At 73.2% G+C, this 13,086-nt stretch carries 12 protein-coding genes; 10 read left to right on the top strand and 2 right to left on the bottom strand.

Features of this window, described 5'->3' with window-relative positions:
- Window position 1 precedes the first annotated feature (1 nt).
- Genes ACZ56L_RS17730 through ACZ56L_RS17710 form a run of 5 tightly spaced genes read left to right on the top strand, consistent with a single transcriptional unit; the run spans window position 2 to window position 4,490 of the window.
- On the top strand, window positions 2-943 hold the full coding sequence (locus ACZ56L_RS17730) for an acetaldehyde dehydrogenase (acetylating) (RefSeq protein WP_468683994.1): 942 nt from the start codon (window positions 2-4) through the stop codon (window positions 941-943).
- Window positions 940-2,022, top strand: coding sequence for a 4-hydroxy-2-oxovalerate aldolase (dmpG, locus tag ACZ56L_RS17725; RefSeq protein WP_468683997.1), 1,083 nt, complete (start codon window positions 940-942; stop codon window positions 2,020-2,022). The genes ACZ56L_RS17730 and dmpG overlap by 4 nt, the downstream gene beginning before the upstream one ends.
- A 10-nt stretch (window positions 2,023-2,032) precedes the next feature.
- The gene (locus ACZ56L_RS17720) at window positions 2,033-3,280 is read left to right on the top strand and encodes a Rieske 2Fe-2S domain-containing protein (RefSeq protein WP_471064897.1); all 1,248 of its coding nucleotides are present in this window, start codon (window positions 2,033-2,035) and stop codon (window positions 3,278-3,280) included.
- Entirely contained in the window at window positions 3,280-3,507 is a 228-nt protein-coding gene (locus ACZ56L_RS17715) for a hypothetical protein (RefSeq protein WP_345223969.1), read from the top strand. The genes ACZ56L_RS17720 and ACZ56L_RS17715 overlap by 1 nt, the downstream gene beginning before the upstream one ends.
- Window positions 3,504-4,490: a 2Fe-2S iron-sulfur cluster-binding protein gene (locus ACZ56L_RS17710; RefSeq protein ID WP_471064895.1), complete on the top strand. Its 987-nt coding sequence runs from the start codon at window positions 3,504-3,506 to the stop codon at window positions 4,488-4,490. The genes ACZ56L_RS17715 and ACZ56L_RS17710 overlap by 4 nt, the downstream gene beginning before the upstream one ends.
- 199 nt (window positions 4,491-4,689) lie before the next feature.
- On the opposite strand, the gene ACZ56L_RS17705 is transcribed toward ACZ56L_RS17710, so the two are convergent.
- A complete protein-coding gene (locus ACZ56L_RS17705) occupies window positions 4,690-5,589 on the bottom strand; it encodes an IclR family transcriptional regulator (protein ID WP_401757682.1) in 900 nt (299 codons plus the stop codon).
- Window positions 5,590-5,879: 290 nt separating this feature from the next.
- On the opposite strand from ACZ56L_RS17705, the gene hsaA reads away from it, so the two are divergent.
- The 5 genes from hsaA to ACZ56L_RS17680 all read left to right on the top strand — a co-directional run bounded on the left by hsaA (window position 5,880) and on the right by ACZ56L_RS17680 (window position 11,469).
- Complete coding sequence (gene hsaA, locus ACZ56L_RS17700; RefSeq protein WP_468684008.1) at window positions 5,880-7,061, top strand: 3-hydroxy-9,10-secoandrosta-1,3,5(10)-triene-9,17-dione monooxygenase oxygenase subunit; 1,182 nt, start codon at window positions 5,880-5,882, stop codon at window positions 7,059-7,061.
- Entirely contained in the window at window positions 7,058-7,930 is an 873-nt protein-coding gene (hsaD, locus tag ACZ56L_RS17695; protein WP_471064892.1) for a 4,5:9,10-diseco-3-hydroxy-5,9,17-trioxoandrosta-1(10),2-diene-4-oate hydrolase, read from the top strand. Before hsaA ends, hsaD begins: the two co-directional genes overlap by 4 nt.
- Window positions 7,931-8,147: 217 nt before the next feature.
- Window positions 8,148-9,056: a VOC family protein gene (locus ACZ56L_RS17690; RefSeq protein ID WP_471064890.1), complete on the top strand. Its 909-nt coding sequence runs from the start codon at window positions 8,148-8,150 to the stop codon at window positions 9,054-9,056.
- A gap of 200 nt (window positions 9,057-9,256) precedes the next feature.
- On the top strand, window positions 9,257-9,709 hold the full coding sequence (locus ACZ56L_RS17685) for a flavin reductase family protein (protein ID WP_471064888.1): 453 nt from the start codon (window positions 9,257-9,259) through the stop codon (window positions 9,707-9,709).
- Window positions 9,706-11,469, top strand: coding sequence for an FAD-dependent oxidoreductase (locus ACZ56L_RS17680; RefSeq protein WP_471064886.1), 1,764 nt, complete (start codon window positions 9,706-9,708; stop codon window positions 11,467-11,469). Before ACZ56L_RS17685 ends, ACZ56L_RS17680 begins: the two co-directional genes overlap by 4 nt.
- Here ACZ56L_RS17680 and ACZ56L_RS17675 read toward each other — a convergent pair.
- The gene (locus ACZ56L_RS17675; protein ID WP_471064884.1) at window positions 11,429-13,066 is read right to left on the bottom strand and encodes an ankyrin repeat domain-containing protein; all 1,638 of its coding nucleotides are present in this window, start codon (window positions 13,064-13,066) and stop codon (window positions 11,429-11,431) included. The genes ACZ56L_RS17680 and ACZ56L_RS17675 overlap by 41 nt on opposite strands.
- Window positions 13,067-13,086: the final 20 nt, after the last annotated feature.

Genomic DNA, 13,086 nt, shown 5'->3' with positions numbered 1-13,086 from the left:
GATGAACCAGGAAGCCCCCGCCCGTACCGGCCCCGCCGGCAGGACTCGTGCCCGGAAGGCCACCGCCGCCATCGTCGGCTCCGGCAACATCGGCACCGACCTGCTCCACAAGCTCCAGCGCTCCGCGCACATCGAGCCGCGCTGGATGATCGGCGTCGATCCGGCGAGCGAAGGTCTCGCGCGGGCGCGGAAGCTGGGCGTCGAGGCCAGTCACGAAGGGGTCGACTGGCTGCTCTCCCGGGACGAGAGGCCGGACCTCGTCTTCGAGGCGACCAGCGCGTACGTCCACCGGGCCAACGCCCCGCGCTACCGCGAACTCGGCATCAGGGCCGTCGACCTGACCCCCGCTGCCGTCGGCCCCGCCGTGGTCCCGCCCGCGAACCTCACCGCCCACCTCGACCAGGACAACGTCAACATGATCACCTGCGGGGGACAGGCCACCATCCCCATGGTGTACGCCGTCTCGCGGGTCGTGCCGGTCGCGTACGCGGAGATCGTCGCCTCGGTCGCCTCCGTGTCCGCCGGGCCCGGGACCAGGGCGAACATCGACGAGTTCACCCGGACCACCGCGCGCGGCATCGAAGAAATCGGCGGCGCGGGGCGGGGCAAGGCGATCATCGTCCTCAACCCCGCCGACCCACCGGTCGTCATGCGCGACACCGTCTTCTGCGCCGTCCCCGAGGACGCCGACCGCGAGGCGATCGTCGCCTCCGTGAAGCAGGTCGCCGAGGACGTCGCGACGTACGTGCCCGGCTACCGGCTGCGCACCGAGCCGCAGTTCGACGAGCCGTCCGCGATGAACGGAGGCATGGCCCGCGTCGCGATCTTCCTGGAGGTCGAGGGCGCCGGCGACTTCCTGCCGCCGTACGCCGGGAACCTCGACATCATGACCGCCGCCGCGACCAAGGTCGGCGAGGAGTTCGCGAAGGGGATGCGGGCATGACCGGCAGGACGTACACCGCGAGCACGACCGGCACCTACTCCGCCGCCCTCGACGTCCGCATCACCGACTCCTCCCTGCGCGACGGCTCGCACGCCAAGCGCCACCAGTTCACGGGCGAGGACGTACGGAACGTCGTCGGGGCCCTGGACGGGGCCGGGGTGCCCGTCATCGAGGTCACCCACGGCGACGGACTCGGGGGATCGTCCTTCAACTACGGCTTCTCCAGGACGCCCGAGCAGGAGCTCATCAAGATCGCCGTCGACACGGCGCGACGGGCGAAGATCGCCTTCCTGATGCTGCCGGGGCTCGGCGTCAAGGACGACATCCGGGCGGCCCACGGCAACGGCGGCAGCGTCTGCCGGATCGCCACGCACTGCACCGAGGCCGACATCTCCGTCCAGCACTTCGGGCTGGCCCGGGAGATGGGCCTGGAGACCGTCGGCTTCCTGATGATGGCCCACTCCACCACGCCGGAGAACCTCGCCCGGCAGGCGCGGATCATGGCGGACGCCGGCTGCCAGTGCGTGTACGTCGTCGACTCGGCCGGCGCGATGGTCATGGACGACGTGACCGACCGGGTGGCGGCGCTGGTCGCGGAGCTGGGCGGCGACGCCCAGGTCGGCTTCCACGGGCACGAGAACCTGGGGCTCGGGGTCGGGAACTCGGTCGCCGCCGTGCGCGCCGGCGCCCTCCAGATCGACGGCTCGACCCGGCGGCTGGGGGCCGGGGCCGGAAACACCCCTGTCGAGGCCTTCGCGGCCGTCTGCCAGAAGATGGGCATCCGCACCGGCGTCGACGTACTCAAGATCATCGACGCGGCGGAGGACGTCGTGCGGCCCGTCATGGACGACGAGTGCCTGCTCGACCGCATGTCGCTGATGATGGGCCACGCCGGCGTCTACTCCAGCTTCCTCAAGCACGCCTACCGGCAGGCCGGACGCTACGGCGTCTCCGGGGCCCGCATCCTGCTGCGCGCGGGCGAGCGCGGGCTCGTCGGCGGCCAGGAGGACCAACTGATCGACATCGCAGTGGAACTCGCGGCAGAATCCGGCCGGTCGCCGCACGCGGCCGTCAAGTAGGGGGAGAACCATGTCTGTTCAGCAGCACGACGTGTCGCAGCCCGAGGCGGACGTACGCGTCATCGAGGCCGGGGCCCCGCCCGCCCGCTTCGCGCGCGGCTGGCACTGCCTGGGACTGGCCGAGACCTTCCGGGACGGCGCCCCGCACGAGATTCAGGCCTTCGGCACCAAGCTCGTCGTCTTCCAGGGCGAGGACGACGGCGAACTCCACGTCCTGAACGCCTACTGCCCGCACATGGGCGGCAACCTCGCCCACGGCACCGTCAAGGGCAATGCCGTCGCCTGCCCCTTCCACGACTGGCGCTGGGCGGGCAACGGCAGGTGCGCCGGCATCCCCTACGCCCGCCGCGTCCCCGCGCGCGCCAAGACCCGCGCCTGGCCGACCCTGGAGCGCAACAAGCAGCTCTACGTGTGGAACGACCCGGAGGGCTCCAAGCCCACCGAAGAGGTCACCATCCCCGAGATCGAGGGCGTCCACGGCCCCGGCGCGGACGAGTGGAGCGACTGGTCCTGGCACTCCCTGCGCGTCGAGAACTCCAACTGCCGGGAGATCGTGGACAACGTCGTCGACATGGCGCACTTCTACTACGTGCACTACGCCTTCCCGGAGTACTTCAAGAACGTCTTCGACGGGCACGTCGCCACCCAGTACATGGAGTCCTCGCCCCGGCCGGACATCGACCTGGGCACGCTGTCGGCCACCGGCGGGCTGCGCTCCGACGCCTCGTACCACGGGCCCTCGTACATGATCGACAAGCTGTGGGCGGACGTCGGGGGCGGGCAGGAGATGGAGTCCGTGCTCATCAACTGCCACTACCCGATCGACGCGAACAGCTTCGTGCTGATGTACGGCGCGATCGTCAAGAAGCTGCCCGGGATGACGGACGAGCAGGCCGCCCAGGCGGCGCGGACCACCTCGGAGGGCCTGGCCGTCGGCTTCGAGCAGGACGTGGAGATCTGGAAGAACAAGACCCGGATCGACAACCCGCTGCTGACGGAGGAGGACGGCCCGGTCTACCAGCTTCGGCGCTGGTACGAGCAGTTCTATGTGGACGCCGCCGACGTCAAGGACGAGATGGTCCGGCGCTTCGAGTTCGAGATCGACACCACCCGCGCCAACGAGGCGTGGCGGGCCGAGGCGGCGGCGAACATCGCGGCGCGCGAGGGTGCGGCGGGTGCGGCGGCTGCTCCGGGTACCTCGGACGCTTCGGGTGCTCCGGGCGCGGCGGGGGCCGATGGGGCGGGGGCCGGTTCGTGATGCGGGCGGTCGAGTGCGGGGCCTGCGGGAATCAGGTCCTGTGCGAGAAGTTCAGCCCCGCCCATACGCAGGTCCAGTGGACGGACGAGGCCGCGCAGGTCTGCCCCCGCATCCGGGAGGAGGTGGCGGCCGGGGTGCTGAGCGCCCGGGCGCGGTCCTGCGGGGAACTGCGGGACTCCATCGATGCCGCCGTCGCTTCCGGGCTGCTGGAGGTGGGCGGCACATGAGCGGGGCCGTGAAGATGCGGGTCGCGGAGGTCGTACGGGAGACGGACGACGCCGTGTCGCTCGTGCTGGACGCCCGCCTTCCGTACGCGCCGGGGCAGTTCCTCACGGTGCGCGTCCCGGGCGGGGCCGCCCGCTGCTACTCCCTGGCCAGCTCCCCGCACACCGGGGAGCCCATGAAGGTCACGGTGAAGAGGGTGGCCGGCGGCCTCGGCTCCGGCTGGGTCTGCGAGACGGTGGCCGCCGGGGACGAACTGGAGGTGCTCGCCCCGGCGGGCGCCTTCACCCCGGGCGACCTGGACCGCGACGTGGTCCTGGTCGCCGGGGGCAGCGGCATCACGCCGTGCATGTCCATCCTCAAGTCCGTGCTGAGCGCGGGGCGGGGGAGCGTGGTCCTGCTGTACGCGAACCGCGACCAGGGGTCGGTGATCTTCCGGGACGAGCTGTGGGGGCTGGCCGAGGCCCACTCGGGGCGGCTCGCCGTCGTGCACTGGCTGGAGTCCCTCCAGGGGCTGCCGACCGCGTCGATGCTGGGCACGGCACTCGCGCCGTACGCCGCCCGGGACGCGTACCTGTGCGGGCCGGTGCCGCTGATGGACGCGGCGGAGGCGGCGCTGCGGGGGGCGGGGGCGCGGGTCGTGCACCGGGAGAAGTACTTCTCGCTGGCGGACGACGTCTTCGGCCGGGAGCCGGTGGCCGTCGCCTCGGACGGGTCGTTCGTGGCCGGTGTCTCGCTGGACGGCGAGGCGCACGAGGTGGGGTGGGCGCAGGACGTCCCACTGCTCGACGCGATGCTGGCGGCGGGGCTCGACGCGCCGTTCTCCTGCCGGGAGGGGGCGTGCAGCGCGTGCTGCTGCCGGGTCGTCTCGGGCGAGGTGAAGATGCTGCGCAACGAGGTGCTGGACGAGGAGGACCTGGCGGAGGGCTACGTCCTGGCGTGCCAGGCGCTGCCGCTGAGCGCGAGGGTGGAGGTCGCGTACGAGTAGGGCCCCGCGGCCCCTTGGAGGGCCCCGCGCCCCCGCCCCCTTGGGCGGCGGGGCCGCCCTTCGTCCTCGTCCCTCTGGGCGGCGGGGCCGCCCTTCGTCCCAGCCCGCTTGGCGGCGGGGCTCCGTGCGGGTGCGTCGTGGCTGGTCGCACAGTTCCCCGCGCCCCTGATGGCATGCCCTCCGGGCAGCCGTCCCCCGCCTACATCCACTCGCTGCGCCCCAGCCACCCCATCATGTTGTCCATCGCCTGCTCCGACATCCGGTGCTCGGGCACCGCCGGGGCGACGGGCGCGGCCTCGGCCGCCCGGATGCGCGCCCGCCCCGGCCCGTACAGCTCCCGCCACACCGCCCGCGCACACCCCAGCACCGCCGGAGCGAGCCGCTCCAGTTCGCGGTGCGCCGACACGCCCCCCTTGCAGGACACCGAGATCGCCGCCACCGCCCGCCCCGCCCCCCGCAGCGGAGCCGCGACGCACGCCACGCCCCGGAAGGCCTCCTCCCGGTCGAAGGCCAGCCCCCGGTCGCGGGCCGCCGCCAACTCCTGGCGCAGGGACGCCGGGCGCACCAGCGTCGAGGGGGTGCGGGGCCGCAGCCCGGCCGCGATCACGTGCTCCGCCGCGTCCGGCTCGCTGAAGGCCAGGATCGCCTTGCCCGCCGCCGTGCAGTACGCCGGCATCCGCCCGCCCACCCGCGACGGCACGCTCGTGTCGTCGAGACCGCCGATCCGCTCCAGGTAGACCACCTCCGTGCCGTCCAGCACCGAGAGGTGCACCAGATGGCCCGTCTGCTCGTGCAGCGCGTGCAGGCGGGGGAGCGCGGCCCGGCGCAGCCGGTTGTGGTGCGAGGCCAGCGCTCCCAGCTCCAGCATCCGCATGCCCATCCGGTAGTCCCGGCCCTCCCGGTCCAGCCAGCGCAGTCCGACGAGCTGGTCGAGGATGCGGTGCGCGGACGAGCGCGGGATGCCCGAGCGCCGTACGACCTCCGTGAGGGAGAGCCGCGGCTGGGCCCCGTCGAACGCGCCGAGCACCTTCGCGGCCTTCTCCAGCAGGGAGAGCGGCTGCTCGGCGGGCATCGTCTGCTCCGGCATGAGGTCAGTCATCAGAGGAACCCCTGTGTGCGGTACGCATCCGCGACATTGCGGACGTGCGGGCGGCCTTGGGGCGACCCTGCCACGGTGCCCGCTCCGGGGGGAAGGGGTCGTACTGAGGTATTTCGTTTCGGCATACGCCGCAGCCGGGCGGGAGGGGCGCCGGCGCGGGGCCCGAGCGCGGGCGAGCCCCCTCCCGCCGCCCTTCCCGCTCAGTGGGAACCCGGTATTTCGTGCCCGAACGGCGCGGCGTACGTTCTGGCCACTCCACTCGATCCCGCACATCCCGAGAGGCGACACGCATGGGTGACGAAGCAGTCCGCGAAGTCCTCGCGGCGGTCCGCGCACTGGCTCCGACGCTGCGCGGGCGCGCCGCCGAGGCGGAGGCCGCGCGCAAGGTCCCCGAGGCCAGCGTCAAGGAGCTGGAGGCGTGCGGCTTCTTCCGCCTCCTCCAGCCCAAGCGGTACGGCGGCCTCGCCGCGCACCCCGCCGCCTTCTACACCGCCGTCAAGGAGATCGCCAAGGCCTGCGGCTCCACCGGCTGGGTCTCCTCCGTCGTCGGCGTCCACCCCTGGCACGTCGCCCTCTACGACGTCCGCGCCCAGGACGAGGTGTGGGGCGAGGACCCCAGCACCCTCATCTGCTCCTCGTACGCCCCCACCTGCAAGGTCACCCCCGTCGAAGGCGGCTTCCGGGTCACCGGCGCCTGGCACTTCTCCTCCGGCTGCGACCACACCGACTGGGCCCTGCTCGGCGGCATGATCAAGGACGCCGACGGCCGCCCCGTCGACATGCGGACCTTCCTGGTCCCGCGCACCGACTACACCGTCAACGACGTCTGGGACACCGTCGGCCTGCGCGGCTCCGGCTCCAACGACATCGTCTGCGAGGACGTCTTCGTCCCCGAGCACCGCGCGCTGAGCTTCGGCCCGGTCACCGCCCTGAAGTCCCCCGGCCAGGAGGTCAACCCGGAGCCCCTCTACCGGCTCCCGTACGCCTCCATCTTCACCACCACCATCTCCACCCCCGTCGTCGGCATCGCCGAGGGGGCCTACGAGGCGTACGTCGCCGCCACCCGCGAGCGCTTCCGCGTCTCCTACGGCCAGCAGGTCGCCGAGGACCCCTTCGCACAGGTCCGCATCGCCCGCGCGGCCAGCGACATCGACGCCGCCTGGCTCCAACTGGAGCGCAACATCACGGAGTTGTACGAACTGGCCGAGCGCGGCGCGGAACTCCCGATGCCGCTGCGCACCCGGGCCCGCCGCGACCAGGTCCTCGCCACCGAACGCGCGGTCGCGGCCGTCGACCTCCTGATGGAGAACGCGGGCGGCAGCGCCATGCGCAACAAGGCGTCCAACGTCGTGCAGCGCGCCTGGCGCGACGCCCACACCGGCCGCGGGCACGCCGCCAACGACCCCGAGCGCGCTCTCGTCCTCTTCGGCCAGGGCGCCCTCGGCCTCGACATCCAGGACACGATGCTGTGAGCGGGCCCGAGATCACCTACGCGTCCAGCTCCCGCACCGTCAAGGCCGGCGGTCTGACCCTCCACTACCACGAGGCCGCACCCGCCGGCGCGACCCCCGGCGCCCCCGTCGTGATCATGCTGCACGGCGGCGGCCCCGGCGCCTCCGGCTGGTCCAACTTCGGCGCCAACCTGCCGGTCTTCGCCGAGCACTTCCGTACGCTCCTGGTCGACCAGCCCTGCTACGGCAAGTCCGACAAGCCGGAACCCGACAAGGACTTCTTCTCCTACGCCGCCGACGCCGTCGCCGCCCTGATGGACGAACTCGGCATCGCCCGCGCCCACTTCATCGGCAACTCCCTCGGCGGCGGCACCGCCACCCGGCTGGCGCTGAACCACCCGGACAAGGTCGCCAAGCTCCTCCTGATGGGCCCCGGCGGGGTCTCGGTCAACCTCTTCCACGCCGACCCCACCGAGGGCATCAAGCGGCTCTTCGAGTTCAGCACGGCGGCCGCGCCCACGCGCGAGCAGATGAAGACCTTCCTCACCACCCTCGCCTTCGACCCGGCGGTCGTCACCGACGAGCTGATCGACGAGCGGTACGCCCAGGCCACCGACCCCGAGGCCGCCCTCGGCAACGCCCGCATGGGCGCCTCCTTCGCCCGGTGGCCCGAGGACACCATGCTCTGGCGCGAGGCCCACCGCATCACCCAGCCGACGCTGCTGACCTGGGGCCGCGAGGACCGGGTCAACCCGCTCGACGGCGCGTTCGTGGCCCTCAAGGCCATTCCCGACGCCCGGCTGCACGTCTTCCCGCACTGCGGTCACTGGGCGCAGCGCGAGCAGGCCGCCGAGTTCAACCGACTGGCGATCGACTTCTTCACCCACTGAACGCCGCTGCCGGCAGCGGCCGCCGAAAAGCCCCTGAGGGCACGTGTGCCGCCGAACGCCGACGCCACTGCCACCGCCGAACGCCGACGCCACCGCCGACGCCGAACCGCCGACGCCACTGAAGGGCCCCGGCCGCCACTGGCCACCCGTCGGCCATCGGCCGCCACCGCCGACCTCCCCCGTTCCTCTTCCCCGCCTCGAAGGGCCGTCACCTCCCATGGACATCCGTGCTCTTGGCTACCTGCGCCTCGAAACCGCCTCGCTCGACGAGTGGCGCACCTACACCCTCGACATCCTCGGCATGGTGGAGGCCGAGGGCTCCACCGAGCAGCAGGTGAACCTGCGCATCGACGACCGCGTCCACCGCCTCCAGATCGTCGCCGGCGAGAGCGACAAGCTCCTCGCCGCCGGCTTCGAGGTGGCGAACGCCGCCGCGCTCGCCGCCACCGCCGCCGAACTGGAGGCCGCCGGAGTCGTCGTCAAGCAGGCCGACGCCGCCACCCTCGCCGAGCGCCGCGTCCAGGGCCTCATCCACCTCCAGGACCCCAGCGGCAACCCCCTGGAGATCTTCTGGGGCCAGGCCCAGGACCACAGCCCGCTCGGCACCCCGTACGGCAACCGCTTCGTGACCTCGACCCCCGAGGGCGGCAACCTCGGGCTCGGGCACGTCGTGGTCCCCGCACCGGACACCGGGGAGACCCTGGCGTTCTACGAGAACGTCCTCGGCTTCCAACTGCGCGACTCGATGAAGCTCCCGCCCGTCGCCGTGCCCACGGGCCGGCCCGGCGAGGACTTCCACACGATGCACTTCCTCAGCCCCAACCGCCGCCACCACAGCCTGGGCCTCTACCCGGGCGCGCTGCCGCCCGGCATCGTGCACTTCATGGTCGAGCTGGAAACCCTCGACGACGTCGGTTACTGCCTGGACCGCATGCAGAAGGCCGGAGTGCCGATCGCCTCCTCTCTGGGCCGTCACTCGAACGACCACATGGTCTCCTTCTACGCCCAGGCGCCGGGTGGCTTCCAGGTCGAGTACGGCTGGGACGGACTGATCGTCGACCCCGCCGACTGGGTGGCGAAGGAAATGACCTCGGACAGTTTCTGGGGCCATCAGTGGAACAGCTGACGGGCCCGAACCCCGCCACTGATCACCTCGTACCCGAAGAACGGCCGGGAGCGACAGGGGAGTTCCCGGCCCCCCTCACCCCATCGGGTGATTCCGACGCGCCCTCCGGTCCCGTCCCGAAGGAGACCGGCACGCCCCCGGGGTCCGCCCCGACCGACCCCGGAGCGCCGCCGCCCGTCGACCCCGCCCGCTTCCGCGACGTGCTGGGACGTTTCGCCAGCGGCATCACCGTGGTCGCCGCCCTCGACGAGCACGGCGGCCCGGTCGGTCTCGCCTGCCAGTCCTTCGCCTCGCTCTCCCTCGATCCGCCGCTCGTCCTGCTCTGCGTCGGGAAGAGCTCCAGCAGTTGGCCCCGGGTCGAACGGGCCCGCCGCTTCGGCGTGAGCATCCTCGCCGACGACCAGACCGACACCTGTGCGGCCCTCGGCCGCCGGGGCAGCGACAAGTTCGCCGGTGTCGACTGGGAGCGCACCCCGAACGGCGCGGTCCGCATCAACAACGCGCTGGCCACGGTCGATTGTGAGCTGTACGCCGTCCACGAGGCGGGTGATCATTACGTGATCACCGCCCGCGTCCTCGACCTGGACGCGCGCCCCGACGGATCGCCCCTGCTCTACTTCCGCAGTGACTACGCCACCGGAGTGTTCACATGACCGATTCTCCGTCGACCGCCTCCCCGCAGAGCCGGAGGTCCCAGGACTGGGACCACACCTACGACGTCGTCGTGGTCGGCTCCGGTGCCGCCGGCATGGCCGCCGCCCTCACCGCACGGCTGCGCGGCCTGAGCGCCCTCGTCGTGGAGAAGACCGACAAGTACGGCGGCTCCACCGCCCTGTCCGGCGGCGCGATATGGGTGCCCGCCACCTTCCACCTCGACGAGGCCGGCCTCGGCGACACCCGCGAGAAGGCCCGCGCCTACCTCGACGCCACCGTCGGCGACCGCGTGCCCGAGGCCCGCAAGGAGGCCTATCTCGACCACGGGCCGCGCATGGTCAAGGAGTTCCACGACCGCACCGACGTGCGGTTCATGTACACCCCCGGCTACTCGGACTACTACCCCGAGGCCCTGGGCGGCATGGCGCAGGGCCGCTCCATCGAGCCCCGCATCGCCGACCTCAAGACCCTCGGACCGCTCGCCGCCGGCATGCGCCGCGCGGGCCTGCCCACGTACGGGCTCACCATCACCTCGTACGACTTCCGGTACGTCAACATGATCAGCCGCACCTGGGCCGGCCGGAGGGCCTCCCTCCGCGTCGGCGTGCGAGCGGCGAAGGCGCTGGTCACCGGCAAGAAGCTGGTCTCGCTCGGCGAGGCGCTCGTCGCCCGGCTGCGCCTCTCGCTGGACAAGCACGGCGCCGAGCTGTGGCTGTCGGCGCCGCTGACCTCCTTCGTGCGCGACGAGGAGAGCGGCCGGGTCACGGGCGTGCGCGTCACCCGTAACGGCACACAGGTCTCCGTACGCGCCAGGGGCGGTGTGGTGCTGGCCTCCGGCGGGTTCTCGCACAGCCAGGAGCTGCGCGAGAAACACCTCCCGGCCCCCACCTCCACCGCCTGGACGCACGCCTCCGAGGGCCAGGTCGGCGACGCCCTGCGGCTCGGGGAGGAACTGGGCGCGGCCACCGACCTGCTGGACAAGGTGTGGGGTGCGCCGTCGGTCTGCCCGCCCGGTGAGAAGTCCTTCTTCCTGGTCGCCGACCGCGGCATCCCCGGCATGGTCATCGTCAACGCGGCAGGGCAGCGGTACGCCAACGAGGCGGCCCCCTACCACCAGTTCGTCGACGCGATGTACGAGGCGGACCGGCCGGACGCGACGACCGTCCCGTCCTGGCTGGTCCTGGACGCCCGCTCCAAGTCCCGTTACCTCTTCGCCGGGCTCTTTCCCGGCCAGGCCTTCCCCACGTCCTGGACGCGGACCGGCTTCCTGAAGCGGGCCGCCACGATCGAGCAGCTCGCGACCCTCATCAAGGCGCCCGAACTGCCCTCCTCCGTCCGGCGCTTCAACCGGTTCGCCGACGCGGGCAAGGACGAGGACTTCGGGCGCGGGGACAGCGTGTACGACCGGTACTACGGCGACCCCACGCTCCCCAACCCCAACCTCGCCCCGCTGGAGAAGGGGCCCTTCTACGCGATCCCGGTCCACCCCGGCGACATCGGCACCAAGGGCGGTCTGGTCACCGACGCCCAGGCGCGGGTGCTGCGCGAGGACGGCACCGTGATCGAGGGCCTGTACGCCTCCGGGAACTGCTCCGCGGCGGTCATGGGCGAGACGTACCCGGGGCCGGGCGCGACGATCGGCCCCGCGATGGCCTTCGGCTGGGCGGCGGTCAACGACATCGCGTCGGTCGTCGAAGCCGCGACCGCCGGACCCGGGGCTACCGGAGCCGGGGCCGCGTCCACTCCAGGCGACGCCTGACCCCTTCGTCCGGTACGAGGACGAGTGCCTCCCGCGCGACGCGGTGGGCCGGGGAGCCGGGCATCCCGTCCGCCAGCACCCGCCACAGGGCCTCGGCCGCCCGGGGGTCCCGGCACGCGGCCAGTCCCCGCGCCGCTTCGGCGTAGGCGGGGTGGGCGGGGGAGAGGGGCGCCCACTCCCGCCCGCCCCGCGCGGGCGGCGGGGCCGTCTCCCGGGGACGGAACGCAAGGGCTGCGGCCCGCTCGGCGTCGGGTGCGTCCCGGTCCGCCCCGTCCGGCCCCGGCCGGCCCGCGCCCACCTGCTCCGCCAGGGCCTCCCGCAGCGGATCGCTCACCGCGCCGGCCACCGCCGCCCGCGCCAGCGACTCCACCGCCGCCCCCCGCACCCCGGGGTCCCCGTCCCGCGCCAGCACGAGCAGCGCGTCCACCGCCGGTCCGGCGAACCCCAGCCGCCCCAACGCCCTCGCCACCCGCTCCCGCACCCCCGCATCGGGGTGCCCCGCCCGCGCCAGCACCTCCGGCAGTGCCGCCGGGTCCCCGTGCCGCCCCAGCGCCCGTACCGCCGCCCGCGTCAGGGCCGCCGGCCCCTCCCGCGACGCCAGCTCCCGCAGCAGCGGCACCGCCGCCCCGCGCGCCCCCACCCTCGCCAGCACGTCCGCTGCGAAGGTCTGGTGCAGAAAGCCGGAAGGACCCGAGGAGTCCACGCCCCGCGCACACCACGACCGCGCCGCCCGGAACGTCTCCTCGTCCGCCCGCTGCCACAGTGCCGCCACCGCCTCCCGCCAGTCGTTGCCCTCCGGGTCCCCCGAGCGGACCGCCCGCCCCGCCAGCTCCTCCGCCGGCGTCCGCACCCCGAGTACGCACTCCAGGCGCGTGACCACGGCGGCGTGCGCCGTCTGCTGCTCCTCCGACGCCACGGGTATGCCGTCCCGCAGCAGTTCCACCACCAGCGTCGTACCGCCCTCCTCCACCACCCGCCGCGCCGCGAACACATCCCCCTGCCGCGCCCCGTACATCTGTCGCAACCGTCGCCGCACCGCGTGCTCCACGTCACTTTCCAGCCACCCTCGCGCCTCCGCGAGCGCCGCCTCCCGGTCCGCGGCCCGGTGCCGCAGCAGCGCCCGCACCGTCGCGGGCGAGCCGCGCCGCGCGGCCAGCACGAGCGCCGACTCCCCGCCGGGGCCCGGCAGATCGGGGTCCGCCCCGTGCGCCAGGAGTTCCTCCACCGTGCTCGCGTGGCCCCGGCCCGCCGCCCAGGTCAGCGGGGTGAAGCCGTAGTCCTCGCGCAGGTCGGGGCGGGCCCCCGCCGCCAGCAGCGCCCGTACGACATCGGTGTGGCCGCCGACGGCCGCCGCGCACAGCGGCAGGTCACCGCCCCCGGGGCCGCACGGGCGGTCCGGGTCCGCGCCCGCCGCGAGCAGTGAACGCACGATGGTGGGGCGGTCGTTCGCCGCCGCCGCGTACAGGGCGCTCGTCTTGTCGGTGTCCGTGGCCTCCGCCGGGACGCCCGCCCGAAGCAGCCGTACAACAGCGTCGTCCTCGCCATCGTGCACGGCCTCGAACAGGTCCCGCAGGCCCGCTGTCGGGTTGTGGTCCATCCTTCGACCCTACGTGGACC

Source organism: Streptomyces sp. NPDC039736 (genome assembly GCF_055596485.1).
The sequence above is the reverse complement of the archived record's forward strand: the minus strand, read 5'-3'. Positions and strand labels throughout refer to the sequence as shown.